Consider the following 26156-nt stretch of genomic DNA (forward strand, 5'->3'; position numbering starts at 1 on the left):
CGCTGTCCGCCCCTAGGGCGTGTCTTCAAAGTCCCGCCTGCCCGGGAAGTACCGTTCCAGCAGGTCGTTGCGGAAGACTCCGCGCGGGTCCAGCTTCGCCGTCAGCGCCTCGAAGTCGGCGTACCGCTCGTACAGCGCCGCCACCCGCTCCGGGCCCATCGTGAACAGCTTTCCCCAGTGCGGTCTGACGTCGAACGGCGCGAGGGCTTCCTCGATCGCCTCCAGCACGGGCGTGACGGCCGCGGTGTCCGGGTGCCAGGTGAAGTGGAAGGCCACGGTGTCCCGTCCGTAGGCGGGACTGAGCCACAGTTCGTCGGCCGCGACCGTCCGGATCTCACCGATCTGGAGGACCGGCGCGATGCGCTCCCTGATCCGCGCCAGCGCGTCGAAGGCCGCCGGCCCGTCAGCCCGCGCGACGAAGTACTCGCTCTGCAGCTCCTCGCCGTTGCTCGGGGTGAACTCGGGCCGGAAGTGCGGCAGTCGTTCGTGCCACGGCCCGGGGACGCCGGACTGAACCGTGCAGGTCGACGGGTCCATACCGGGCACCGGGTGCCGGGGGCCGTCGGCGCGTAGGGCACCGAATCGGTGGTCGGGAGCCGGGTCCGGGTCGCCGTCGCCGATCCGCTGCTTGAGCCACAGCTGCTCGATCCGCTCCGTACGCCAGCTGGTGAAGGCGCTCACGCTGTACGCGGCGGACAGCACCTCGTCGAACCGCTCGCGCAGCCGCTCGTACGGAAGTCCCTCGTACACCCACTGCCGGATGTCGTACGCGGGCACGAGGCCGAGCGTCATACGGGTCACGACGCCGACCGCGCCCAGGGCGGTCACCGCCCCCGCGAAGTCCTCGTCGTCCCGGTCGAGGACGAGCAGTTCGCCGTCCGCCGTGACGAGTTCGAGCGCGCGTACCGCCGAGGCGAGTGTGCCGTTGCCGACCCCGGATCCGTGGGTTCCGGTGGCACAGGCGCCGGCCACGGAGATATGCGGCAGCGAGCCGAGGTTGTGCAGGGCGAGGCCCGCGCGGTGGAGCGCTCCGGTGAACTCGGCGAACCGCAGACCGGCGCTGACCGTGACGGTGGCGGCCGTCTCGTCGACCTCCACGATCCGGGGCAGCCCGGCCACCGAGACCAGATCGCCGTGGGTGTCGGCGATGGTGTTGAACGAGTGGCCGCTGCCCAGGGCGCGCACCGAGTCGCTTCCCGCGACGATCTCCCGCAGCCGTTCCACCGAGGAGGGCGTGTGCACGCGCGCCGCGTTGAAGGTGATGTTGCCGGCCCAGTTCCTCGGCACCGGAGGTATGGCCCGGTCACGGGGGACATCGGGGTTTGCGGGCGGCTGGAGCATGGAGTTCCCCTTCTCGGCGATCGGGCCTGGCGGCCATGCCCGTTCCCGTACTTCTTACCTCATGCGCACGCGGCGCCCGTCCGCGTGGTGCGGACAGGACGGCCCGTACTCCGGGGCTAGGGTCGATCCGTCGGTCCGCCCGCGAGGGCGAGCGCGAAGGAAAGCAGGTGCCCCTGTGCCAGAGAGACTTCCCGTGGCACGGCGGTGGGCCGTCGGCGCGCTGCTGGCCATGACCTTCACGACCGGTCTCGTGGACGCGGTGAGCTATCTGCGGCTGGGGCATGTCTTCGTCGCCAATATGACCGGCAACGTCGTCTTCCTCGGATTCTCCGTCGCGAAGGGGTCCCAGGTGTCGGTGCTCGCACCGATCGTGGCCATGGCGGCCTTCGTCCTGGGGGCGTTCTTCGGCGGGCATCTCAGCAAGTTCCTCGGCGGCCGGCCCCGGCTCTGGCTGGTCCGGGCCTTCACCTGCCAGGCCCTCGGACTCACGCTGACGGCTCTGCTGCTCGGTACGGGGGTGCTCCGCCCCGAGGACCGGCTCGTGCTGGTGATCATCGCGCTGCTCGGTGGTTGCTCCGGTCTGCAGAACGCGACGGTGCGCGTGCTCGCCCCCCGGGATCTGATGACGACCGTCCTCACCCAGACGCTCACCGGGCTCACGGCGGAGAGCGTGCTCGGAACGGGCACCGGTACGAAACCACACCGCAAGATCGGCTCGTTGATCGCCATGTTCGCCGGGGCGGCGACCGGCGCGCTGCTGCTTCAGTTGACGCTGGCGGGAGTCGTCGGGCTGGCCGCCGTGCTGGTGGCGGGGGTCGCCTGTGTCTTCGCGCTGGCGCCGGCGCCGAGGTCGGCGCCGGACGATGCCACGGCCTGAGCCGTGTGTCCGTCGGTCAGCCGCGCTCCGCGGCGACGGCCATCAGCTCCTCCACCCGCCGCAGCGCCTCACGGACGTTCTCCTCGGAGGTGGCCTCCCGCGCCTCGGCCGGGGTCATCCAGCGCAGCGGGGCGTCGGGGTTCTCCGGCCGTGCCGCGTCCGGTTCGGCCGTGGCCAGGACGAACCGGAGGTCCGCGTGTTCATGCGCGGGTTCACCGGCGCCCGCGGCGACCGGCACGATCACCACCTGGACGAGCCGCGCGGAGGACGGGTCCGGATACGGGACGAGGTCCCCGAGCCCGGTCTCCTCGCGGCCCTCCCGCGACGCGACCTCCAGGGGATCGCTCTCGCCCGGATCACCATGGCCCCCGACCTGGAGCCATGAGCGCTGGCGCTGATGCCAGCGCATCAGCACCCGTCCGCTCGCCGGGTGAACGATCAGCGCGGACGCCGTCACATGCAGCGGGATCGAGCGCAGCCAGGGATCGTCCGCGCCCTCCGCGAGCGCGCGGACGCGGGCCGCGTCGGCGGCCTCCCCGGGATCCCGTGTCCGGTACCGGGACAACAGATCGACGATCGGCCGGCCGACACCCTGCATCGCGTTCTCCCTGCCCGTCGACTCGTCAGCTCGTGGAATCGGCCTCGGCCGGTACCGGTCCGACCCAGGTCGGATTGGCGCGTCGAAGCCCGCGCGGCCCTCGCGTGCCACGCCGACCAGGAGGTTACGGATTACGGCGGCCGATGTCCCCGGGTTTTTGGGGGTTTCGGCGCTCAGGGCTTGCGCCCCACTCCGCCCCACATCGGGATGTTCGCGGCCCGCGCGTCGTGCGGGTCCGGCCGCCAGTCCGGCAGCGCCACGGCTCCGGGCGCCGGCAGCTCCGCGCCGATGTCGCTCGCCGGATGCGAGATACCGGACGGTTCTGCCGAGGAAGGCGCGGTTGGCGCGGTCGGCGGGCACGATCCCCGGGTTAGGCCCTGTCCACGGCCGCCGGCTCGGCGGCCTCCTGATCGGCGGGGAAGTGATGTGTGCCGCCCAGCCACGCGTCGTACACCCGTGCGGGGCGGGCCACGTCCGAGTGGAACTCCGGTGGTCGCTCCGCGTCCATCGCATCCACCTCGCGGTTTCGTCGTCCCGGCCCAGGAGGCCTCTCCCGGGAGCCACAGGCTACGCAGCGGGCAGCGCGACGAACACCCTGTGGTGACGACATGGGGTGAGCGATCACATACGCTGCGCGACATGAACGGTTCGGCGGGACACGGGAAGGGCGGGCGCGGGTCGAGACCATGCGTCGTCCTGCTCACCGTGCTGGCCGCCCTGTTCCACGTGCTGGCCTGTGCGCACGGTCCGGTCGCCGCGGTGGCACCACAGGGCGCGGCGACGTCCACGGCCCTCTCGGCGCAGTACCCCGCCATCGGTCACCCGCCCACGCCCATGGCCGGCTGCGCCGGTCGGGCCGGCCATGGGGCGGCTTCCTGCACCGACACGGATGAACCGAGCGTCCTGCCGCCGCGCCCGGACGCGTTCGCCGTACCCCTCGCCGTCGACGGCGGTCCGGACGCGGCGGACACCGCCGTACGGAACCCGATGGGCCCAGGCGCCCACGCGGCACGCGAGGACGCCGGTGGTGACCGGGACACGGAACAGCGACGGCGCGCCGCGCTGGGTGTGTGGCGGAACTGATGACGGCCCCGGGCCGCTGACAGCGCACGGGCGGCTGCGTCCGCCCGTGGCGCCGGTGGCTCGCCACGGGCTTTGACCGTTCCCCCCTCACCTCGGCCGGGGCGCGCCCACGCGCGGCCGGCCACTGGAGCTCTGCGCGATGGACACCTTCGACGTTTCACCCGCCCCCCAGCCGGCCCACAGCCCGGCCGCGCTGGTCGGCGACACCCCGACGCTGTGGATCGGCGCCCCGTTCACGGCCCCCGGGCGCGGCTTCTGGGCCAAGCTGGAAGGCCACAACCCCGGCGGAATCAAGGACCGTACAGCCCTGTACATGGTGGCGCGCGCCCGGGAGCGCGGCGAACTCCCGCCCGGGGCACGGATCGTGGAATCCACCTCCGGCACGCTGGGTCTGGGGCTGGCGCTGGCCGGGGTGGTCTTCGGCCATCCCGTCACCGTCGTCACCGATCCCGGGATGGAACCGCTGATGACCGGGTTGCTGACGGCGTACGGCGCGGACATCGAGCTGGTGCGGGCGCCGCATCCGGTGGGCGGCTGGCAGGAGGCCCGCAGGCGGCGGGTGGCGGAGCTGCTCGGGGCGTATCCGGATTCCTGGTGCCCGGATCAGTACCACAACCCCGACAATGTGGCCGCGTACCGTCCGCTCGCCCAGGAGCTGGTGTCCCAACTGGGCCGGATCGACACGCTCGTGGCCAGTGTCGGCACCGGCGGGCACTCCGCCGGGATCGGCACCGTGCTGCGCGACCACTTCCCCGCCCTGCGTGTGGTGGGTGTCGACACCACCGGCTCGACCATCTTCGGCCAGCCCCCGGCGCCCCGGCTGATGCGCGGTCTGGGCAGCAGCATCCATCCGCGCAATGTCGCGTACGGCCTCTTCGACGAGGTGCACTGGGTGGCCGCCCCGGAGGCGGTCTGGGCCGCGCGTTCGCTGGCGCGGGCGCGTTACGCGACGGGCGGCTGGAGCGTCGGGGCGGTCGCCCTGGTCGCGCGCTGGCTGGCGTCCGTACGGCCGCCCGAGGAGCGGATCGTGGCGGTTTTCCCGGACGGCCCGCAGCGCTACGTCGGGACCGTGTTCGACGACACGTACTGCCGTGAGCACGGCCTGCTCGACCACCGGCCCGCCGACCGTCCCGGGGAGATCGCGCATCCCGGCGAACGCGCCGTCACCCGGTGGACGCGCTGCACCACGGTGGTGGACCCGCTCGCCGCGACCGGCCCGGAAGCGGGCGGCGGCCTGGCGGGGGTGGCCAGGTGAAGGGCTCGGTGACAGCCCGGGGCCCAGGGGCCGGGACCATGGGCGTCTGGGCCACGACCCGGTCCTTCCCGCCCGCGGCACGCCTGTTGATGGCGAACCAGTTCGCCATCAATCTCGCCTTCTACATGCTCATGCCCTATCTCGCGGCGCATCTCGCCGGTGGGCTCGGGCTGGCCGCCTGGGCGGTCGGGCTGGTGCTCGGCGTACGCACGCTCTCGCAACAGGGGATGTTCGTCCTCGGTGGCGCCCTCGCCGACCGATTCGGCTACAAGACACCGATCATGGCCGGCTGTCTGCTGCGCACGGCCGGTTTCGGGCTGCTGGGGTGGGTGGACCAACTGCCCGCGCTGATCGTGGCCTCGGCGGCGACCGGGTTCGCGGGCGCGCTGTTCAATCCGGCGGTACGCGCCTATCTGGCGGCCGAGGCGGGCGAGCGGCGGGTCGAGGCCTTCGCGGTCTTCAACGTCTACTACCAGGCCGGGATGTTGCTGGGGCCGCCGGTGGGGCTCGCCCTGCTCGTCGCGGACTTCCGGCTGGTGTGCGTGGTCGCGGCGGTGATCTTCGCCGCGCTGACCGTGCTCCAGTGGCGCGCGCTGCCCGCCCGGGGCGGCGCGGAGAACGCCGCCGGACGCCCCGCGGGGGTCTCCGCGCAGTGGCGCGCGGTGCTGGCCAACCGGCCGTTCCTGCTGTTCTCGCTGGCCATGATCGGCTCGTACGTGCTGACCTTCCAGGTCTATCTGGCCCTGCCACTGGCGACCGCCGACGCGCTGGGGCCCGACGCCGAGAAGGCCACGGGCGCGCTCTTCATGGTCTCGGCCGCCGTGGCGGTGGTGGGGCAGACCCGGCTGACGCGCTGGGCCACGCGCCGCTGGAGTCCGCGGGGAGCGCTGGTGCGGGGGCTGACGATCATGGGGCTGGCGTTCGTCCCACCGGCCCTGGTCCCCGCCGGTGACGGGCGTCCGGCGCGGCTGTGGATGCTCGCCGCGCTGGTGGCGGCGGTCGTCGCGCTGGCCGTGGGCAGCGCCGTGGTCCATCCGTTCGAGATGGACACCGTCGTCGCGCTGTCGGGCGGACGGCTGATCGCCACCCACTACGGCTTCTACAACACCGTCTCCGGGCTGGGCATCACGCTCGGCAATCTGGGCACGGGCGCGCTGTGGGATGTGGCACAGCGCCACGACGCCGGCCGGCTGCCCTGGGCGGTGCTGGCCTCTACGGGCCTGGCCTGCGCCGGGGCGGTGTTCGCGCTCGCGCGCGGCGGCCGGCTGACCGCCCCGGCGGACCGGTCCGTACCAGGCTGAGTCCCGCTTCGAGCGCCGACCGCCCGATGGCCGCCGCGGACCGGGGCATACCATCGGTTGCCGAAATGGACATATCTTGGTGGGGATTCGCCGCGCTCGCCGCGGCGGCGGCGCTCGTCGGCTTCTCGAAGACCGCGGTGAGCGGCGCGAATACGGTCAGCCTGGCCGTATTCGCCGCCGTGCTGCCCGCGCGGGAGTCGACGGGCGTGCTGCTGCCGATACTGATAGTCGGTGATGTGGTGGCGGTCCTCACCTACCGGCGCCATGCCCACTGGCCGACCCTGTGGCGGCTGTTTCCCGCGGTCGCCGCGGGGGTGGCGGCGGGTACGGTCTTTCTCCTCTGGGCCGATGACGCCGCCGTCCGCACCTCGATCGGCGCGATCCTGCTGCTGATGGCGGGTGTCACGATCTGGCGTCGGCGCGGCGGCGCGGACAGCGCGAAGGAGAAGGAGAACGAGAAGGAGAACGAGGAGGAGAAGACCGAGGGGATACCGGAGGAGCACGCCGGGGCGGAAGGAGCCGGGGGAACGGAAGCGGCGGAAGTGGCCGCCGGGGAAGGCGGCGCGCAGACGTCGTCAGCCGGCCGCGTCAAGGCACGTTCGTACGGGGTGCTCGGCGGATTCACCACCATGGTCGCCAACGCGGGCGGCCCCGTCATGTCGCTCTATCTGCTCTCCGCCGGTTTCCGCAAGCTCGGGTTCCTGGGCACCTCCGCGTGGTTCTTCCTGATCGTCAACACCTCCAAGCTGCCCTTCAGCGTGGGACTCGGACTGATCGACGGCCCTTCCCTGCTGCTGGACGCCGCCCTGGTGCTCTTCGTCTTCCCGGGCGCTCTGATCGGCAAGGCGTGTGTGGACCGGATCGACCAACGGCTCTTCGAGCGGCTGGTGATCGGTGCGACCGTCCTCGGCGGTCTTCAGCTTCTGCTGCGCTGAACCCGTTCCGGAATCCCGCGCCTCTGCGCCGCGACGCTGTTCCGATATGTGTGGTTTACGGTGCCTTCATGGACGCGGATCACGAAGGTCGGCCACGCTCCGGCGGTGCGCACGGCAGACATCGGACCCCGGGCGAGCGCTGGTCCGCCTTCACCGCCTCGCCCTTCCTCCCCGCGATCGTCCTCACCTTCATCCTCGCCGCGGCCGCCGGGCTCTTCGCGGGTTCCTACACGTACAACATGGCGAACCCGACGCCCCATCGGATCCCCGCCGCCGCGGTGGGGCCCACCGGCACGGCAACCGCCACCGCCTTCGTGGACGGCATGGAGAAGGCCCTCAACGGATCGCTCGAACTCCGTCGGTTCCCGAGCGACGCGGCGGCGCGGCGCGGAGTCGAGGAACAGGAGGTCTTCGCGATTCTGACGTTCCGTACGGACCGCGTCGATTTCGCGGTGGCCGGCGCGGCCGGTGCCTCCGTGGCGCAGCTGCTCACGGAGACCGCCCTGCCCGTGGCCAAGGCTGCCGGGGTCCCCGTACGGATCAGCGACATCAAGCCGCTCCAGAAGGGGGATCCGCGCGGGCTCGCGCTCTTCTATGTCTCGCTCGCCGCCGTGGTCGTGGGGCTCGTGGGGGCGATTCAGCTGAATGTCCAGGCGAGCGGGTTGAACCCCGGGGAACGGATCGCCTTCACCCTCGCGTACGCACTGCTCGGCGCCTTCGCGATCGCCTCGGTGGTGGACTGGTGGCTCGGCGCGCTCCGTCTTCCGTTCGTGGAGTCCTGGCTGATCCTGGCGCTCACCATGTTCACGTCCGGGATGGTCTTCACCATGTTCAACACCCTCATGGGCCGATGGGCGATGCTGCCGACCTGGGGGCTGTTGGTGCTGCTGGGCAACCCCTCCTCCGGCGGGGCCGTCTCCTGGCCGCTGCTGCCCTCCGTGCTGGGGCACATCGGACGGTGGCTGCCACCGGGCGCCTCGATCAACGCCAACCACACGGCGGTGTATTTCGGCGGAGCCCAGCATGTGTTCCCCTTCGCCGTGCTGGCGGGCTGGGCGCTCGTGTCCATCGCCGTGTTCTGGATCTGGCGCGGTCGGCACCCCGGCGGCCGGGAGCACAATCCGGCGCACGCCGGCGCGGACCCTGGCTCGGGTACAGGTACGGGAGCACGTGCGGGAACGGGATCGGGTGCGAGCGCGGTGTGAACGCGCCCTCGGGGGGCTCGTACCCTGAGCGCCATGAACGCAGGGGGTCCCGAACGACGGGTCATCGACGGACGGTTCGAGCTGCTCGACCGGCTCGGCAGTGGCGGCATGGGCATGGTGTGGCGCGCCCGTGACCTGGCGCTCCACCGCGAGGTGGCGCTCAAGGAGGTACGCCCCCCCGATCCGGCCATGCTCGCGGCCGATCCGGCGGCCGCCAGGACGCTCCGCGAGCGGGTGCTGCGGGAGGCCCGCGCGCTGGCCAGGATCGACCATCCGAACGTGGTCACGATCCATCACATCGTGGACGCCGCCGAGGTGGCCCATCCCTGGATCGTCATGGAGCTGGTGCCGGGAGCGTCGCTTCAGGACCGGCTCGCGCACGGGCCGTTGTCCCCCGGCGAGACCGCGCGAATCGGACGCGGCGTGCTGGCGGCGCTGCGCGCGGCGCACGCGGCCGGGATCCACCACCGGGATGTGAAGCCCGCCAATGTGCTGCTGCGCGCCGACGGCCGACCGGTGCTCACGGACTTCGGTATCGCGGCGCTGCGCGAGTCCAGCGGGCTGACGGCCACCGGTGAACTCATCGGCTCCCCCGACTACATCGCCCCTGAGCGCATTCGCGGTGACGAGGGCGATCCCGCCTCCGATCTGTGGTCGCTGGGCATGCTGATGTATGTCGCGGTCGAGGGCCGCCATCCGCTGCGGCGGGCCACCACGCTCGCCACCCTGGCGGCGGTGCTCGACGAGGAGATTCCCCCGCCGGTGCGGGCCGGTCGGCTCGCCCCCGTACTGGTGGCGTTGTTGACCCGGGATACGGGCGCCCGGCCGGACGCGGCCGGACTGGACCGTATGCTCGCCGCTGTCCCGCAGGAGCCGCCGCGGCCCGAGGGGACGGGACGGCCGGAGCGGGACGGTCCGCGGGGCGGCCTCGCCGTCGGACCGGTGGACACCGTGACGCTCGTCGACCGGTCCCCCACGCCGCCGTCACCGCCCGTACCGCCGTCACCGTACGCGTACGTGCCGCCCGCACCCCTGCCGGCCGGAAGGGGACGCCTCGGCCGCGGGGTGTCGGTCGCCGCCACCGTCGTCGCGGTGAGCCTCGCCGGTGTACTGATCTGGACGCTGGTGCCGTGGCCCGGCGACTCCCGCACCGACGGGGACTCCGCGGGCGGCGACCGGTCCGTGACCGGCGCCCCCGCGCCCTCCGCACCACTGCGGACCCCGACCGGCTCAGTGTCCCCGTCGGCTTCCCCATCGACGTCTCCCGAGGGGTCACCGGACTCCCTGCTCTCGCCGTCGGCCATCAGGAACGTGATCGCCGGGCTGAAACCCGTGATGGGCGGTACGGACGTCAACAGGTTCGTCGTGTACGACGATTACGCCTCCGCCGAGGCCCCGGTCCCGGACGACAAGCGGCTGTACGACACGTTCCAGTACCGGGACGGCGAGGCCACCCGGCAGGGCGCGGGCGGCACTCTCATCGCAGGCAAGCGGACGGTGGACCTCACCTCGTTCGACTGGGACGCGCTGCCCGGTCTGCTCCGTACCGCCGAGAAGGACCTCGGCGTCGACAAACCGACAAACCGCTATGTGATCGTGGACCCCGCGTGGGTCTTCGCCGACGACCAGCCCGTCCTGCTGGTCTATGTGATGGACGACTACGGCGCCGCCTATCTGGCCGCGAGCAGATCCGGCAAGGTACTGGACACCGTTCCCCGGGAAGGCGGCTGACACCGTGGCGTACGGTCGCGCTCTCCACCCGCGGCGGGGAAGCGGCGCCGGGCCTGACAGAGTAGGGGCACCGATCGGGGGCAGCAGGTAGTGACAGCAGAGAGTGACACGAGTCGGGGCGAGGGTGGAGTGAGCGGTGTGGAGCGGGACAAGATTGATTCACAGACGGTGGCCGGAGCTCCTTGCTGGGTGACGCTGCTCTCCCGTGAACTGCCCGCCGCTCAGGCCTTCTACAGCGATGTGCTGGGCTGGACGTACCGGCCGGCGGGGCTGGGGGACGACTTCTGTGTCGCCCTTTCCGACGGGATGCCGGTCGCGGGCATCGGCGCGCTGGCGGCCTCGCTCCAGGTCGCCGTCTCCTGGACGCCGTACTTCGCGGTGGCCGATGTGGACGAGGCCGCGGCCCGGATCAGGGAGCGCGGCGCGACCGTCGCGGTGGGTCCGCTGGCCTTCCACTCGGGCCGGGCCGCGCTGGCCACGGACCCCGACGGCGCGGCGTTCGGTATCTGGGAGGGCGCGGTGCGCTCCGACTGGACCGTGGGGCGCGGCAGCGCCCCGGCCTGGCTGGAGTTGCGCACCCGCGACACCGACCACGCGGCCCGGTTCTACAGCCAGGTCCTCGGCTGGGCACCGGAGACCGAGGGCGGGTTCACCCTCGTACGCGAACACGATCACGCGGTGCTGCGGCAGGACGAGCATGTGGTCGCCAAGATCCGCGGCGGCGCCGTGCAGGCCACGCCCGACCCGCGGATCCGGCCGCGCTGGCATGTGTACTTCCGGGTGCCGGAGGTGTCCGGCTCGGTGCGGGCGGCGCTCAACGGCGGAGGCGCGCTGCTCTCGCCGCCGGACACGTCGCGGGCCCCGGCCGAGGCGACGCTGCGCGATCCGGACGGCGCGCTGTTCACCGTGACGTCGGGCTGACGCCCCTACGGGCGCGGGCCGGGCGCCGAGTGCGTCCGGTCAGGCGGCATCGGGGCGTCCGGTCAGGCGGGCCGGATCGGCGGAACGCCCTCGACCTCGAAGACGACCTCGTCCTCGTAACACCACCACCAGCCCTCACCCGGCTCGTACGAACGGATGAGCGGGTGTCCGGAGGTGTTGTGGTGCGCGGTGGCGTGCTTGTTCTTGGAGGAGTCGCAGCAGCCGATGTGGCCGCAGGTCTGGCACTCCCGCAGATGCACCCAGGGGTCGCCCATGGCCACGCACTCGGTGCAGCTGTCCGGACTGTCCGGAGTCACCGGCTCCACATCCGCGAGATGACTGCAGATGAACCCGCTCACGCCCTCTCCGCTGTTCGTCATCACGCCGCCGCCCGTCCGACCGCACAGGTCACTCGCACAGCTCACTACGAGTCCGTCGTCCTTTTTCACCGTACGGCCGGTCCCTCGCCACCGCCAGCAGGAAGGGAACCGGGGCCGCGCCCTCGGCGTCTTGACAGCAGTCCGGCACGGGAGAAGCCTGGGCATTCGGTGCTCGCCGGGGGGCGAGCGGGGGGAAACGGGGCAGCAGGGTGAGTGATATTCGCGCGCGTATTTCGGGGCGGGCCACGGCCGCGGGTGTGGTCCTGGCTCTCGCCATACCACTGACGGCGTGCACCTCGGGGGGTGACAGCGGCGGCCCGGGGTCCCCGTCGGCGGCCGGCGGTCCCACGCCGAGCCCTACGCCGACCGTCGATCCCGCCGCGTACCGCGGCACGCTGGACACCGCGCTCGGCCCGCTCGACAAAGCGCTGCGCGCGGTCGACCGCGCGAGCGAGGGCCGCGCCCTGACTCAGGCGCTCGGTACGGCCTCCACCGCGGCCGCCACCGCCGCGGGCGGGCTGGAGACGGCCGATACCCCCGATGACGCCGCGACCGGCAACGCCGCTCTCGCCGCCTCGCTGCGCGATCTGAGCCGGAGCCTGGCGGACGCGGGGGGCGGCGAAGGCCGCTGTGCCGTCTCACCGCGCGTCGAACTGGGCTCGGCCGACGGCCCCCGGCGTGTGAAGGAAGCGAGCACCACGCTCACCGGCCTCGGCTACCCCGTACGGCTGAAGCTGCCCCGCACCGAGCAGCCGAAGCACCGCCGGCTCGGCAACGGCGCCCTCGTCAAGGACGCCCGTTCGGGCGGGCTGGGGCGGCTGACCGTCAAGAACGGCACGGACTCCGACGCGGTGGTCTCCCTGACCCGTGGCAAGAAGACCGCCTTCACGGTGTACATACGCAAGGGCACCAGTACGACGGTGCGCCGCGTCGGGGACGGCTCGTACACCGTGTACTTCGCCTCGGGCTCGGACTGGAGCTCCGCGAAGAAGTCCTTCACGCGGGACTGCGCCTTCGAGAAGTTCGACGACACGGCGGACTTCAGGACGGTGGAGGTCAGCGGGGGTACGCAGTACACCGTGCTGACCTTCTCGCTGGCCAAGACGATCGGCGGCAACGCCACCACCAGCGAGGTCCCCGAGAGCGAGTTCCCGTCCTGAACCGCTCGGCCGCCCCGCACCGCGCGTCGGCACGTCCCTCAGCACGTCCCTCAGCCGTCGCGCGGCCCGGCGGGCGCCGTCCATACGCGCAGCGTGGCGGCGAACTCCTCCGCCCGCGCCAGCCAGATGCGGAGATTCGCGATCCGCTCCGCGGTGGCCCGCTCGAACGCGCCCACCCGCGCCAGGAGTTCGTCCCGCTCGTCAGGGGCGGGCGGCTCCTCGGCGTCGAGCCGTTCGACGACGGCGAGCAGGGCACGCACCTCGTCCAGCGAGAAGCCCAGCGGTTCCATCCTGCGGATGACCATCAGCCGGGCCACATCGGAGTCGGTATAGAGGTGGAGACCACCCTGTGAGCGGGCGGAGGGGGTGACGAGCCCGGCCTCCTCGTAGTGCCGGATGGTGCGCAGGGACAGTTCGGTACGCGCGGCCACTTCACTGATGCGCATGCGGTGTCTGGAGTCCACGTATTCGGCGTCCACATATCCGATCATGACAGTTTTATACCTTTTACCGCATTCCTTGGGGGTCCGAGCCGCGCGCCCGCGAGGTCAGGGCTTGTAGACCTTCCCCGGCTCGGCGCGTCCCGGCGCCAGCAACTGGGGGACCGTGACGAACGTGTACCCGCGCTTCTTCAGCTCCTCGATGATCCCGGGGACGGCGGGCACGGTGCCGTCGTAGATGTCGTGCAGCAGGATGATGCCGTCGCGGTCCGCCTGGTCGAGGATGCGCTTCTCGATGAGCTCGGAGTCCGTCGTCGAGTAGTCCTTGGCGGTGGCGCTCCACATGATCTGCGCGAGACCGAGCTCGCGACTCACCTTCGCGACCTCGTCGTCGGTGCGGCCCTGCGGCGGACGCATCAGCGTGGGCTCGTGGCCGGTGATCTCCGCGATGGCGTCCTGTGTACGCGCGAGTTCCTCGCGTACGGAGTCGGGGTCCTGGTCCGACAGGATCTTGTGCGACCAGGTGTGATTGGCCACCTCATGGCCCTCGGCCGCGATACGGCGCACGAGGTCGGGGTGTTTGACGACATGGTTCTCGCCGAGCAGGAAGAACGTCGCGGGGACCTTCTCTTTCTTGAGGATGTCGAGCAGCCCGGGGGTGTGCTCGGAGGGTCCCGCGTCGAAAGTGAGGGCTATACAGCGCTCCTTCCCGCAGTCGACCGTGCCGGAAGCAACCTTCGCCCCGCTCTTGGCGTCACCTCTGGCGTCGGCGGGCGAGTTGGCGTCGTACGCGGAGCAGCCGCTCAACGCAAGGACGAGCGAGGCGACCGCCGCCAGGGCGCCCGCCGCTCGGGGACCCATCGCTCGGGGACCCGCCGCTCGGGGGCCGAGTACCGAAGTGTTTTTTCGCATGACAAATCCCTCTACTGATGACGGAACGGCCCCACGAGAGGCGGGGCCCGGCCGCGCGGCACTGAGCCCGCACCGGGCCTGGATGGACGTCGGCGCGCGGAGAAGCGCGCCGGGTGACGTGGGTTCGGCCGCGGGCCCGGAGGGCCCGACGCAGGGGTCGGTAACCCGGTCAGGGCACGGCCGGATGACATCACCGCACTATACATAGCGCGTATACATGGAGTGCATAGTGGGGTGTTCTCTCACCCCCGGATATTTCGTGAAGGTGCTCGCACCCACACGACCTGCGCCAACGTGCCCCAACCCGGCATTCCGTTCAGAGTTCAACATCAGACGTACGGGCTCCCGTCACCCGGCCTTCATCCCAGCGATCGAACATCTGACCCGCTGGGCATCACAGGCATCGGCGAGGAGCGACAATGGGCCACGGCCATCACCACCCGCACGACCACGCACACGACCACACGCACCACACGGAGGCCGACACCGGCCCCCTGCCCCCGGCGCTCGACGCCAATGTCCCGGACAGTGAGCTGTCGCCCAGTCAGCTGTCGCGCCGCTCGATGCTGCGCCGCGCGGGTCTGCTCGGCGCGGGCCTGGCGGGAGCGAGCGTGCTGGGCGGGGCCACCGCTGCCGCCGCCGCCGCGCACTCAAGCGCTTCCGGCAGCGGGTCCGACCGGGGCAAGAGCAACGGCTTCCTCTGGTTGGCGGGCGACCACCACATCCACACCCAGTACAGCAGCGACGGCAAGTACCGCGTCGTCGACCAGGTGCGCCAGGGCACGGCGCACGGCCTCGACTGGATGGTCATCACCGACCACGGCAGTGCCGCGCACGCCAAGATCGGTGTGGAGAAGGTCAACCCGGACATCAAGGAAGCCCGCGAGACCTACAAGGACCAGCTCGTCTTCCAGGGCCTTGAGTGGAACATCCCGGGCGCCGAGCACGCCACGGTCTTCGTCCACCCGGGCCGCAACGAGGTGGAGGTGCTGAAGAAGTTCGAGACCGACTACGACGGCAGCCTGCACCCCAGCACCTCGAACGCCACCGATGAGGCCCTGGCCATCTCCGGGCTCCAGTTCCTCGCCGACCAGGTGCGCCGGCGCAAGGTCGACGACGCCGTGATGCTCGCCAACCACCCGGCCCGCAACGGCATCGACTCGCCCCACGAGATCCGCGCCTGGCGCGACGCCACCTCGTCCGGCCACCCCATCGCCATCGGTATGGAGGGCGCCCCCGGTCACCAGGCGGCCGGCCTGCCGAAGCCGGTCGGCAGCGGCGGTGGCCGCGGCTACTACGAGAACGGCCCCAACGCCAACTCCTTCGCCGCGTACCCGCCGGAGAGCTACCGCACCTGGGGCGGCTTCGACTGGATGACCTCCACCGTCGGTGGTCTCTGGGACAGCCTGCTGGCCGAGGGTAAGCCGTGGTGGATCACCGCGAACTCGGACTCGCACAGCGTGTACGCCGAGCCCTCCGTCATCGGGCCCGACGACAACTTCAACGCCAACGGCAAGCACTCCGACCCCGTCTACGGAAACGGCCTCGACCTCGGGAAGGGCGACTACTGGCCGGGCCACTACAGCCGTACGCACGTCGGCGCGGACCGGTTCTCCTACGCGGCGGTCATGGACGGTATGCGGGCCGGCCGGATCTGGGTCGACCACGGCGGTCTGATCAGCGGTCTGGACGCCCGGCTCAAGGGCGGGGGCCGCTGGGCCACGCTCGGCGGCGCGCTGCACGTCAAGCGTGGTACGGACGTCGAGCTGTCCATCGAGATCGCGCTGGCCAACGGCGCGAACTGGGCGCAGTTCGTGCCGACGCTGGCCCGGGTCGATGTCATCCAGGGCCAGGTCACCGGCCCTGTCCACGACAAGGACACCTTCACCGCGCCGACCGCCAAGGTCGCGAAGTCCTTCGAGGTCAACAAGTCGAAGGGCACCGTCCAGCTGACGTACAAGCTCGGCCGGGTCTCCGGACCGCTCTACGTCCGGCTGCGCGGCACGGACGGCAACCGCACCGCCGTCGGGCTGAACGGCGCGTCCGTCGACCCGGTGGGCCCGGCGATGGACGTGCTGGGTGACGCCGACCCGTGGAAGGACCTGTGGTTCTACTCCAACCCGATCTGGGTGCTTCCCGCCTGATCATCCGCACCGGGAACAATCGGCGGGGTCCCGCCGTTGCACCCATCGAGGGTGTGGATGGAACTGAGTCCCCGGGCCCCACATAAGAATCGCCCATGGGGAAGATCGTTCGGCTGAAGCCCCATGGAGCCTATCGCCGCGAGGCGACCGCCATCCACGCTCTCCCTCTGACGACCCCGACCGGCATCCCCCGTCCGGTCGGGGTCTTCTGTCGGTCCAGGCCTGAGCGGTCCAGGCTTGACGGGTTCGGGCGCATGGCGGAAGGGGACGGCGGCGGGGATGGCGAGCGAGGAAGAGGGGACGGAGCGGTCCGACGGCTTCGAGGCGGCCACGGGCGACGGCCCGGTGCGCGCCACGACGCCCCGGGCACGGGCGGCCGAGGTCCGGGTCGCGTTCGAAGGACTGCTCCAGATCAGACGGCTCACGAACACCGGGTCCGGTGATCCGGCGGCGGTGCCCGCGCGGTGGGAGCGGCGGCGGCCGGTGCGCGCCGTCGCGCTGGCCCTGGAGGCCGCCGGTGTGCCGGCGTCCGTGGTCGACAGCTCGGGGCAGCGGGTCGCGACGGGATATCGCGTGGTCGCGGCTGAGCCGCCCGCCGCCGTACGGGTGGAATGGCTGGGCCCGCACGGCGCCGGGGCCGCCCAGGACGAGGAGCGGGCCCTGACCGAGTGCGCCGCCGTGCTGACGCGTCTGGGGTGGGAGGCCCTGCTCTACCGGGGGCCACGGCAACGACGCTTCCTGGAGGTCGAACCGGCCTCGTAGAACGCCCGCTGCCGGGCCCCCTGCCGGTAACTCCCCGCCCCGGGGGGAGCTACCGACGAGAGGAACGGAACCACCCCGGGCACCCCCCTGTCGTGCGGGGGCCCGGGGTGGTCCCAGGTACGGCGAAGCCTAGGGATAGCTGACGAGATTGGCCACATTGGTGGCCGAGTTCGACGGGCCTCCCCTGTCGTTGATGACATGCCGGATGGTGCCCGTACCGCCCAGCGACACCGTCACCATGTTGCGGAAGCGCACATTGGCGTTGTTGGGCACTTCGAACGCGTGCTCGGCGGTCACGCTGTTGTTGACGTTGAAGAAGCAGTAACTGCCGAGCCCGTACGCCTGATGGCTGGTCACCGAGTCGGCCACCTTGTAGGCGGCGTATCCCTGTGTCGCGCCGTTCATCCAGGCCGCCTGGTTGGGCGGGTCGTACGGCATCTCGTTCTGGTAGAAGTACGTCTTGCCGCCGTTGCCGTTCCAGATCGTCTGATGCTTCTGGTAGTGCTCGACGAACAGGCCGTACATCGTGACATCGGCGCCGTTCACGACCAGACCGGTGTCCGCCGTGTTGGTGTTCCACCCGACCCCGCTGCCGTGATCCGCGCGCCAGATCCACATATGGTCGCCGATCACATTCCGGCTGTTGACGACCAGACTGGTGGTCGCCTTGCCGACACCCGCGCCGCCGATGCGGAAGAACACGTCGTGCAGCGAGGTGGGGTTGGCGGCGTGGTTCGCGTTCGAGCCGTCGGCGCCCACCTCCATCAGCCGCTGGGAGTTGACCGTGCCCGCGTCGATGAGCAGACCCGCCACCTTGACGCCGTCCACATCCGCGACCGACACCGCGGTGATGCCGTTGTCCGGGATGAGGGTGGCGAGGCCGAGCCCGAGGACGACGGTGTCGGGGCGGGTGATCCTCAGCGTCTGGTTGAGGTGGTAGACGCCGGGGGTGACGAGCAGGTTCTTGCCCGCCGCCAGTGCGGCGTTCATGTCCGCGGCCGTCGCTCCGGGCTTGGCGATGTAGAACTGGTCCAGCGGGAGCGACGTACCCGCCGGAGCACCGCCCGACCAGGTCGTTCCCTTCGAGTTGGCGCGCAGCGCGGGCACGAACACCTTGTAGGCGCCTGCCGCGTCGACGTACAGGAAGGGCTTCTCCCGCACTTGCGGGGTCTGGTCGACCGTGGTGTAGGGCGGGTTGGGGAAGCTGTTCGCGGGCGCGTTCTGGGCGCCGACGAACACCATGTTCCAGTTCGACCCCGTCCAGCTGCCCCATTCGGTGTTGCGGGACAGCCACTGCTGCTGTGAACCCGACCTGACCTGGCCGTCGATCTTCGAGTCCGCCATGAATCCGCCGCTGGCCCAGCCGCCGTCGTCCAGGGCGAGATTGCCGCGGACATGCATCCGGCGATACGGGGCGGCCTGTGAGACGGCCCAGCGGTCGGTGCCGGTGGTGGGGGTGACGGAAAGGTTCTCGGCGCTGCGCCAGAAGTTGTGGGTGGCGTTCTGCGGCGGGAACCAGTCGGCCTCGACATGGACGGCGCCACGGATGTTGACGTCGTCGGGAGACAGCCCCAGGCCGGCCACCTGCGTGTAGAAGCCGACGTTCACATCGGCGTCGTAGGTGCCCGGCTTGAACAGGAAGGCCGCGCGCTGGGCGCCGAACTGATTGGTCTCCTGCTGCTGGAAGGTCGCGTTCACCCGGTTCTGGATCGAGGAGGCCGACATCGACGGATCGAAGACGACGACGTTCGGACCGAGGTCCGGGGTGCCGGGCGGGGCCGGCGGATCGGCCGCCTGGACCCGGAAGGACTGGGCCGCCGAGCCATTGCAGGTGTACTGCTGGAGCTGGACGCTGTCGGCGGTCGAGGCGCTCGGTACGTCGAGGCACTTGCCGCTGTTGCGGTTGACGAAGTGGTAGGCGCCGTCGGCCTCCGCCACCGGCAGCCACTGCTGGTTGGCGCCTCCGCCGTAGGTCCAGAGCTGGATCGTGGCGGCGTCGGCTGCCGAGACGTCGGTGACGTCCCAGACCTGGCTGTCGGCATTGCGGTTGCCGGCCCTGACGTAGCCGGCGCCGGTCTCCGTGAGGGACCAGTTCTGCGCGAGGCTGCCGTTGCAGGCGTACTGCTGCACCGCGGTGCCGTTGCCGGTCGCCGCGGCGCGGGCGTCCACGCACTTGCCGTTGCCCTTGTTGCTGATGGTGGTCCAGCCGGTGGGCAGGGCCGCCGCCGCGGTGGTTCCCGCGGCGGCCTCCTGCTGCGGCAGACCGATCAGGGAGGCGCACAGGGCCACCACGGTCAGCAGCAGGGTGAGCGGGAGAGCACGGCGGCGGGGGTGCCCGCCGCCGTACGGGTGTCGGTTCATGGAGGCTCCTCGCCCGGTCAGCCGGCGTACTGGGCGAAGACGCGGGTGAAGTCCCACGCCTGCTGGCTCACGCCGGAGCAGGTGTCGGCTCCGCCGCCGGTGCAGGGCCGGTCGCGGTTGACCGACCAGAAGGTCAGCCGGGCCAGATGGTGCTGCTGCGCGTAGGCGAGGATGGTGCGGAAGTCCGCGACGGTCACGGTCTCGTTGTTGTCGGTGATGCCGTTCATCGACGAGATGCCGATGCTGCGGTACGTCTGGTCGTCGCTGTACCCGTACGCGTTCTTGACCGCGTTCTTGAGGCCCTCGGCGGCGCGGGTGGTGAGCGTGCCCATGTTCTGGCCGGCGCCGCCGAAGTTGAACGGCATGATCGTCCAGCTGTCGACGGTGAGTCCGGCGGCGGCCGCGCGGTTGATCAGACTGGTGTCGGGACCGTTCTGACCGGTGCCGAAGGTGACATAGACCTTGATACCGGGGTTGTTGGCCTTGATGGTCTTGAGGGCGTCCACGGTGCGCTGCTGGACGGTGGGGCTGTCGTAGGCCGCGGCCTCGATGTCGATGTCGATCGCCTTGAGGCCGTACGCGTTGATGACCTTCTGGTAGGCCGCCGCCAGCTCACCGGCGCTGGAACAGGAGCTCTCCAGCTTGTTGCCGCTCCAGCCGCCGAAGGACGGGATGACATCGCCGCCCGCGCCCCGCACGGTGTTGATGGTCTGCTGGTCCACTCCACCGGTCAGCGGCCGTCCGCCGTCCCACTGGGGGTTGCAGTAGCCGTTGCTGAGCACGAACGCCAGGGTGAACCACTTCACGCCCGTCGCGTTCATGACGGTGGTCGGGTTCGGCGGGCTGCCCCAGCCGTTGTAGATGTACGGCGCGACCGCCATGGGTCCGCCGGGGGCGGGGCCTCCGCCGCCCGAGTGCGCGGTCCACTTCTGGTTGGCCGCTCCGGTGCAGGTCCAGATCTGCAGCCGGGTGCCGTTGGCGGAGCTGTTGCCGGTCGCGTCCACGCACTTGTCGGCCTGGGTGTTCACGATGTCGCGGGCCGCGGAGACGGTCCACTTCTGGTTGGCGCCGCCGGTGCAGTCCCACAGCTGGAGCTGCGCGCCGTTCGTGGTGCTGTTGTCCTTCACGTCCAGGCACTTGCCGAGGGCCCGGATCGAGCCGTCGGAGGCCACGTCCCACTGCTGGGCGGCCGAGCCGTTGCAGTCGTAGAGCTGTACGGCCGTGCCGTTGGCGGAGCTGCCCGCCGCCACGTCCACGCACTTGCCGCCCACGCCCGTGATCGTGCCGACGGCGGCGACCGCCGCGGTGGCGGGGGTGGGCGCGGTGATGAGCGACGCGCCGAGCGCGAGGGGCAGCGCGGCCAGCGGAACGAGGGATCGGAGGGACGTGCGGAGGGTGCGTGCCGTCGTCATCCGCGGTTCACCGTCCACTTCTGGTTCGCGGCGCCCGTGCAGGTCCAGATCTGCAGCCGGGTGCCGTTGGCGGAGCTGTTGCCGGTCGCGTCCACGCACTTGTTGGCCTGGATGTTCACGATGTCTCTGGCGTCCGGGACGGCCCAGCGCTGATTGGCGCCGCCGGAGCAGTCCCACAGCTGGAGCTGCGCCCCGTCCGCGACGCTGTTGTCCTTCACGTCCAGGCACTTGCCGAGCGCGCGGAGCGAGCCGTCGGCCGCGACGGTCCACTGCTGGGCGGCCGAGCCGTTGCAGTCGTAGAGCTGTACGGGCGTGCCGTTGGCGGGGTTGGCGCCCGCCACGTCCACGCACTTGCCGCCGAGTCCGGTGATCGTGCCGCCGGTGCCGGACCCGCCGTCGTTCGTGCTGACGCGCACGTAGTCGACGACGAGCTGCGACGGGAACGGGGTGCTGCTGTTGGGGTCACCGGGCCAGTAGCCGCCGACCGCGAGGTTCAGGATGATGAAGAACGGCTTGTTGAACACCCAGCTACGGCCGCCGAGATCGGCCGGGGTGCGCGTCTGGTAGACGTTGCCGTCGACGCTCCAGCTGATGCGGTTGGGCGACCAGTCGATGGCGAAGGTGTGGAAGGCGTCGGCGAACGCCTGGCCGTTGGGCAGGGTGTAGCCGGCGCCGATGCCGCCCGAGCCGGAGTAGCCGGGGCCGTGCAGGGTGCCGTGCACCGTGCTGGGCTCGAAACCGACGTTCTCCATGATGTCGATCTCACCGCTGTTGGGCCAGCCGACGCTGCCGATGTCGTTGCCGAGCATCCAGAACGCGGGCCACATGCCCTGGCCGCGCGGGACCTTCATGCGTGCCTCGACCCGACCGTAGGTCGAGGTGAACTTGCCCGAGGTGTTGAGCCGCGCCGAGGTGTACTCGCACCGGCCGTACCAGCACTGGTAGTTGCCGGGGTTGTCCTTGCGCGCGGTGATGACCAGATTGCCCTGGCCGTCGAGGGCGGCGTTGTTGTTGCCCGCCGTGTAGTACTGCCGTTCATGGTTGTTGACGTTGTCGCCGGTCTCGATCTGCCACTTCCCGCCGTCGACGGCCGAGCCGGCGGCGCCGTTGAAGTCGTCGGAGAACGTGACCGCCGCCGCCCCGACCGCGGCGGTCGGCTGCTCGGGGGCGGGCGCCGCGGCGGCGGGGACCGCCGCCGCCAGGCTGGAACAGCAGAGAAGGGCGAGCGCGTACAGCGCCATTCGGCGTCCCATGGGGATTCGCACAGGTCATCACATCACTTCGAGTGGGGGGTCATGCGCATGACATCGCAGGCACCGGGAAGCTTCGGGGAGAGCCGCCTCGGACGCTTATTTCAATACTTGATTTAAGGGAGGGTACGAGGGGTCGTCAAGAAGCTGGTATGGACCAAAGCTGACCAGATTCATGGCCGTCTCGCATCCATATGAACGCAGACCCCCCACAACCGGGCGGCACGACACCGAACGGTAAGGAAACTTGACCTGCACATGACCGACACCGGGCGTTCACGCGAGGACACAAGCCATGTGGAAGGCTCCCGCTGAACCGTTACTTCACGACCATGCGCCGCACGGCCCCCACCCTGTGGCCGTGCGTCGCGATGGTCCCGCCGGAGAGGACAGCTCCCCCATGTCCCGTCGTCAACGCCCCACCCGACGCACGCTGTTGGCTCTCTGCGCCGCCACCGCGGTGCTCGCCACCACCGCGGCCGCCGCACCCGCCGTCGCCGCCCCGGAGGCCGCGCCGGCCGGCACGGTCACCGTCACGGCCACCGCCGCGCTCGACGACACGTACTACCAGAGCGCCATCGGCAAGACCGGCACCGCGCTCAAGTCGTCGCTGCACTCGATCATCAGGAACCAGACGAAGATCTCCTACGACCAGGTCTGGACGGCGCTCAAGGCCACGGACCAGGACCCCGCGAACTCGTCGAACGTGATCGAGCTGTACACCGGCAAGTCCATCTCCAAGTCGAACAACGGCGGCAACACGGGCCAGTGGAACCGCGAGCACGTCTGGGCCAAGTCCCACGGCGACTTCGGCGAGGCGACCGGTCCCGGCACCGATGTCCACCATCTGCGCCCGGAGGACGTCCAGGTCAACTCCATACGCGGGAATAAGGACTTCGACAACGGCGGCAGCGCGGTCTCCGGCGCGCCCGGCAACTACACGGACTCCGACTCCTTCGAGCCGCGCGACGCGGTGAAGGGCGATGTCGCCCGGATGATCCTGTACATGGCCGTACGGTACGAGGGCAACGACTCGTGGCCCAACCTCGAACCCAATGAGCGGGTCAACAACGGATCCAGCCCCGCGATGGGCAAGCTGTCCGTACTCAAGCAGTGGAACGACGAGGACCCGCCGGACGCCTTCGAGAAGCGCCGCAACCAGGTCATCTACGACCAGATCCAGCACAACCGCAACCCGTTCATCGACCACCCGGAATGGGTGGAGGCCATCTGGTGATCGTGCGGACCGTCCGGTGATCACGGCGCGGCCTGCCCGCGCCTGATCGCCCGCGGTGCCAGACTGTGCCGCGTTAACTCCAAGCGCCCCCAGCGGGGAATGCTGGCCGAGCCCCCGGGACACGCTTCGCCCGGGGGCTTCGGCTTGCCCGCCATCTGCCGCACCGTCAGGCCCGGCCCCCGGGCCTGACGGGCCACCCCGCCCGCGGTACTTCCTGGACAGATGTCTATGCTTCATGGACACCTGTCCAGCAGCGCCGATCCACGGGAGATCCCGATCATGCAGACCGCCGCGAACGTCCTGGTCGGCCTTGTGGCCGCGTTCCATGTCTATGCGATGGTGCTGGAGATGTTCCTGTGGGAGCGGAAGCCGGGCCGTCAACTCTCCGGATTCGACGCCGACATGGCCCGCGCGACCGCGCCCCTCGCCGCCAACCAGGGGCTCTACAACGGCTTCCTGGCCGCCGGGCTGATATGGGGGCTGATCGCCGCCGACCCGACGGGGTACCGCGTCCAGGTCTTCTTCCTGATCTGCGTGGTCGTGGCCGGTCTGTACGGCGGGGCCACGGCGAACAGGCGCATCCTGTTCGTCCAGGCACTGCCCGGCGCACTCGCCCTGGCCGCCGTACTGGCGGCGGGATGAGCGGCGCACCGGCGGGGGCGCCCGCGAGCGGGCCGGCCGGCGATCCCCGTACGGCCAGGACCCGGGCCAGGCTCCGGCGGGCGCTGCTCGACGCCTGCGCGGAGCGCCCGTTGGAGGAGGTCGGGGTCGCCGCTCTGGTGCGTCGCGCCGGGATGGGCAGGGCCACGTTCTATCTGCACTACCCGGACCTGCGGACGCTGGCGGTCGATGCCTGCGCGGAAGTGGTGCGGGACGCGGTGGACGCCCTGCACGCCTGGCGCGGGGCCCCCGATCCACGGGTCCCGCCGCCCGCGCTGACCTCGTTCTTCACCGGTCTCGCCCCGCATACCGCGCTCTACCGGACGCTGTTGCGCCCGGGAGGGAGCGGCCCGCTCGGCGAACTGCTCCACCGGGAACTGCGCGAGCGCAGCCGTGTCGAGCGGACCCTCGCCGGGGCGCCCGCCCCCGAGCTGATCGCCTCGGCGGTGGCCGCCGCCTTCGCCGGGGTACTGGCCGACTGGCTGCACGGGCTGATCGAGGACACGCCCGAGGGCATCGCGGCCCGGATCTGGCGGCTGCTGGTGGCGCTCCACCGGATGCCCGTCACCTGAGACATACGGCGCGAGACCGGTCCCCACGCGGTGCATGAATGCGAGACGCCCCGCCTGCGGCATATGCCAAAGGCACCATCGCCCCGAGTGTTGCCAAACGCCTTACGCGCCCGGGGTGCCTGTGCGACAGTCGTAGCGGTCCCCCCACCGACAGGCCGTGCCACCCCGTATCGGAGTACGAGATGCCGTCCCCTCTGTTCGCGGACCGCCCCGTCCCCGGGCCCGCCGAGCCCGGAGCGATGGACGCGCTCATCACCCGGACCCGCCGGCTGCGCGGCGACGTGGACGCCGTACGCCGGGGCACCGAGGTCGACGACGGCAACACGCTCTGGCGCTGGCAGCGCGCGCTCTGCGATCTGGCGGTACGTCAACTGGACCATCTGGGCTCGCACTTGGATCAGCTCAAGGCGGGAAGGCCGGAGGCGGACGGGGCGCCCGACTGCCCCGCGCGCGACACCTCTCCCGGCCACGACTGCTCCGGGCCCCGGCTCGGCCGGGTGGGCAGCGGGGAGTGGAACCTCCTGACCGACGAGGTCAGTTGGTCGGACGAGCTGTTCCGGATCCTCGGACGCGACCCGGAGAGCGGGCCGCTGACCCTCGACGAACTACCGTCCCTGGTACACCCCGACGACCAGGCGCTGCTCACCGCGATGGTGACGGACTGTCTGATCGACGGAAAGCCCATGGACGGCGAGTTCCGGATCATCAGGGCCGACGGCCGGGTCCGGGTGCTGCACATGATGGGTGAGCCCATCCTCGACACCGACGGCTGTACCGCCTCCATGTGGGCGGTGCTGCGCGACATCAGCGCGCTGCGCCACGGCGAGCAGACCGTACGCGACTCCCATGACTCCCTCCGGCGCGAAGACCATCTCGCGCGGACCGAACACCGGCTGGTGGCCGAGTTGCACGAGGCAGTGCTCCCCGCGTGGCACGGCTCGTCATATCTGCCGAGGCGCGGGCCCGGCGCACTGGACCTGGCCGCCCGCCGGCTGCCCGACACGGCGCATCCCGCGACGGGTGGTCACTGGTTCGACGCCCTTGAACTTCCGTGCGGGGAATCGCTGTTGACCATTGGCGAGCTGACCCTCCGCGGGGTGGCCGGCGCCTCCTCGATGGCGATGCTGCTGGGGGCGCTGCGCGGCATGGCGGTGGCGGGCATCGCGCCCGGGGCCCTGCTCGGCCATCTGAACCAGCTGCTGGAGACCTCGGAACAGCCCGCGCTCGGCAGCGCGCTCTGCTCCCGCTACGCCCCGGAGACCGGCACCTTCTCCTGGGCGCAGGCGGGCCACCCCGCCCCGCTGCTGTTCCGCGACGGGACGGGGCACGCGCTGACGCCGCCGGACGGCGTCCTGCTGGGAGCGACCTCGGGGGCCGCGTACGAGCAGGCCGAGATCCGGCTTCGGCCGGGGGATCTGCTGGTGCTGCACACCGACGAGTTGCCCCGGGACCGCCTCGTCGAGCTGGCGCCCAGGATCGCCGGAACCGGCTCGGCGCGGGAGTGTGCTCAGCTGATCGTCGAGGAGTCGGGCAGGGCCGAACGCACGGACGCCGCCTGTCTGATGGTCATCCGTATCCCCGGCTGATCAGGATCCCCGGCTGATCAGGAGCTCCGACCG

General features: G+C 71.0%; 24 protein-coding genes. 15 read left to right on the forward strand and 9 right to left on the reverse strand.

All coding sequences use genetic code 11. The features are described from left to right. Positions 1 to 12: 12 nt before the first annotated feature. Positions 13 to 1341 (reverse strand): FAD-binding protein, encoded by a 1329-nt coding sequence (locus M1203_RS13365; RefSeq protein WP_249949852.1) that lies wholly within the window; start codon positions 1339 to 1341, stop codon positions 13 to 15. Positions 1342 to 1516: 175 nt separating this feature from the next. Here M1203_RS13365 and M1203_RS13370 point away from each other — a divergent pair, with 175 nt between their 5' ends. After that, complete coding sequence (locus tag M1203_RS13370) at positions 1517 to 2218, forward strand: YoaK family protein (RefSeq protein WP_249949853.1); 702 nt, start codon at positions 1517 to 1519, stop codon at positions 2216 to 2218. Between the two features lie 16 nt (positions 2219 to 2234). Here the strand turns inward: M1203_RS13370 and M1203_RS13375 are convergent, their stop codons facing one another. Next, the gene (locus M1203_RS13375) at positions 2235 to 2816 is read right to left on the reverse strand and encodes an NUDIX hydrolase (RefSeq protein WP_249950038.1); all 582 of its coding nucleotides are present in this window, start codon (positions 2814 to 2816) and stop codon (positions 2235 to 2237) included. A 370-nt stretch (positions 2817 to 3186) separates the two neighbouring features. Then, positions 3187 to 3324, reverse strand: coding sequence for an SAM-dependent methyltransferase (locus tag M1203_RS13380; protein ID WP_374402857.1), 138 nt, complete (start codon positions 3322 to 3324; stop codon positions 3187 to 3189). 131 nt (positions 3325 to 3455) lie between these two features. On the opposite strand from M1203_RS13380, the gene M1203_RS13385 reads away from it, so the two are divergent. The 7 genes from M1203_RS13385 (at position 3456) to M1203_RS13415 (ending at position 11247) form a co-directional block, all read left to right on the forward strand. Further along, positions 3456 to 3899, forward strand: coding sequence for a hypothetical protein (locus M1203_RS13385; protein ID WP_249949854.1), 444 nt, complete (start codon positions 3456 to 3458; stop codon positions 3897 to 3899). A 139-nt stretch (positions 3900 to 4038) separates the two neighbouring features. After that, a complete protein-coding gene (locus M1203_RS13390; protein WP_249949855.1) occupies positions 4039 to 5154 on the forward strand; it encodes a PLP-dependent cysteine synthase family protein in 1116 nt (371 codons plus the stop codon). Positions 5155 to 5192: 38 nt separating this feature from the next. Continuing rightward, entirely contained in the window at positions 5193 to 6455 is a 1263-nt protein-coding gene (locus M1203_RS13395; RefSeq protein ID WP_249949856.1) for an MFS transporter, read from the forward strand. Positions 6456 to 6520: 65 nt separating this feature from the next. Next, positions 6521 to 7390: a sulfite exporter TauE/SafE family protein gene (locus M1203_RS13400; RefSeq protein ID WP_249949857.1), complete on the forward strand. Its 870-nt coding sequence runs from the start codon at positions 6521 to 6523 to the stop codon at positions 7388 to 7390. 68 nt (positions 7391 to 7458) lie between these two features. After that, positions 7459 to 8595 carry an ABC transporter permease gene (locus tag M1203_RS13405; RefSeq protein WP_249949858.1) on the forward strand — a complete coding sequence of 379 codons (1137 nt, stop codon included), beginning with the start codon at positions 7459 to 7461 and terminating at the stop codon, positions 8593 to 8595. 33 nt (positions 8596 to 8628) lie between these two features. Beyond that, positions 8629 to 10326 carry a serine/threonine-protein kinase gene (locus M1203_RS13410; protein ID WP_249949859.1) on the forward strand — a complete coding sequence of 566 codons (1698 nt, stop codon included), beginning with the start codon at positions 8629 to 8631 and terminating at the stop codon, positions 10324 to 10326. A 168-nt stretch (positions 10327 to 10494) separates the two neighbouring features. Next, positions 10495 to 11247, forward strand: coding sequence for a VOC family protein (locus M1203_RS13415; protein ID WP_249949860.1), 753 nt, complete (start codon positions 10495 to 10497; stop codon positions 11245 to 11247). Between the two features lie 62 nt (positions 11248 to 11309). On the opposite strand, the gene M1203_RS13420 is transcribed toward M1203_RS13415, so the two are convergent. After that, complete coding sequence (locus M1203_RS13420) at positions 11310 to 11606, reverse strand: UBP-type zinc finger domain-containing protein (RefSeq protein ID WP_249949861.1); 297 nt, start codon at positions 11604 to 11606, stop codon at positions 11310 to 11312. A 230-nt stretch (positions 11607 to 11836) separates the two neighbouring features. Here M1203_RS13420 and M1203_RS13425 point away from each other — a divergent pair, with 230 nt between their 5' ends. After that, a complete protein-coding gene (locus M1203_RS13425) occupies positions 11837 to 12787 on the forward strand; it encodes a hypothetical protein (RefSeq protein ID WP_249949862.1) in 951 nt (316 codons plus the stop codon). A 50-nt stretch (positions 12788 to 12837) separates the two neighbouring features. Here M1203_RS13425 and M1203_RS13430 read toward each other — a convergent pair whose 3' ends face one another. Continuing rightward, a complete protein-coding gene (locus M1203_RS13430) occupies positions 12838 to 13278 on the reverse strand; it encodes a MerR family transcriptional regulator (RefSeq protein WP_249949863.1) in 441 nt (146 codons plus the stop codon). A 57-nt stretch (positions 13279 to 13335) separates the two neighbouring features. Then, entirely contained in the window at positions 13336 to 14139 is an 804-nt protein-coding gene (locus tag M1203_RS13435; RefSeq protein ID WP_374402863.1) for a polysaccharide deacetylase family protein, read from the reverse strand. Positions 14140 to 14558: 419 nt separating this feature from the next. On the opposite strand from M1203_RS13435, the gene M1203_RS13440 reads away from it, so the two are divergent. Together M1203_RS13440 and M1203_RS13445 are read left to right on the forward strand one after the other, a co-directional pair. Then, positions 14559 to 16283, forward strand: a complete 1725-nt coding sequence (locus M1203_RS13440; RefSeq protein ID WP_249949864.1) for a PHP domain-containing protein — start codon at positions 14559 to 14561, stop codon at positions 16281 to 16283. Positions 16284 to 16562: 279 nt separating this feature from the next. Next, positions 16563 to 17045, forward strand: a complete 483-nt coding sequence (locus M1203_RS13445; protein ID WP_249949865.1) for a hypothetical protein — start codon at positions 16563 to 16565, stop codon at positions 17043 to 17045. 129 nt (positions 17046 to 17174) lie between these two features. On the opposite strand, the gene M1203_RS13450 is transcribed toward M1203_RS13445, so the two are convergent. From M1203_RS13450 to M1203_RS13460, 3 genes are read right to left on the reverse strand one after another with little or no spacing between them, the layout of a single operon-like run. Further along, complete coding sequence (locus tag M1203_RS13450; RefSeq protein ID WP_249949866.1) at positions 17175 to 19406, reverse strand: RICIN domain-containing protein; 2232 nt, start codon at positions 19404 to 19406, stop codon at positions 17175 to 17177. Between the two features lie 17 nt (positions 19407 to 19423). Beyond that, positions 19424 to 20818, reverse strand: coding sequence for a ricin-type beta-trefoil lectin domain protein (locus tag M1203_RS13455; protein ID WP_249949867.1), 1395 nt, complete (start codon positions 20816 to 20818; stop codon positions 19424 to 19426). Beyond that, positions 20815 to 22071 (reverse strand): family 16 glycosylhydrolase, encoded by a 1257-nt coding sequence (locus tag M1203_RS13460; RefSeq protein WP_249949868.1) that lies wholly within the window; start codon positions 22069 to 22071, stop codon positions 20815 to 20817. Before M1203_RS13460 ends, M1203_RS13455 begins: the two co-directional genes overlap by 4 nt. Before the next feature lie 397 nt (positions 22072 to 22468). Between M1203_RS13460 and M1203_RS13465 the strand changes: the two genes are divergently transcribed. From M1203_RS13465 to M1203_RS13480, 4 genes are all read left to right on the forward strand, one after another. Then, entirely contained in the window at positions 22469 to 23305 is an 837-nt protein-coding gene (locus tag M1203_RS13465) for an endonuclease I family protein (protein ID WP_249949869.1), read from the forward strand. 279 nt (positions 23306 to 23584) lie between these two features. Further along, positions 23585 to 23947 carry a DUF1304 domain-containing protein gene (locus M1203_RS13470; protein ID WP_249950040.1) on the forward strand — a complete coding sequence of 121 codons (363 nt, stop codon included), beginning with the start codon at positions 23585 to 23587 and terminating at the stop codon, positions 23945 to 23947. Next, a complete protein-coding gene (locus M1203_RS13475) occupies positions 23944 to 24537 on the forward strand; it encodes a TetR/AcrR family transcriptional regulator (protein ID WP_249949870.1) in 594 nt (197 codons plus the stop codon). The genes M1203_RS13470 and M1203_RS13475 overlap by 4 nt, the downstream gene beginning before the upstream one ends. Before the next feature lie 182 nt (positions 24538 to 24719). Then, on the forward strand, positions 24720 to 26123 hold the full coding sequence (locus M1203_RS13480; RefSeq protein ID WP_249949871.1) for a PP2C family protein-serine/threonine phosphatase: 1404 nt from the start codon (positions 24720 to 24722) through the stop codon (positions 26121 to 26123). Positions 26124 to 26156 lie beyond the last annotated feature (33 nt).

Origin of the sequence: Streptomyces sp. 35G-GA-8 (assembly GCF_023534745.1) — a bacterium.
Classification (GTDB): domain Bacteria; phylum Actinomycetota; class Actinomycetes; order Streptomycetales; family Streptomycetaceae; genus Streptomyces.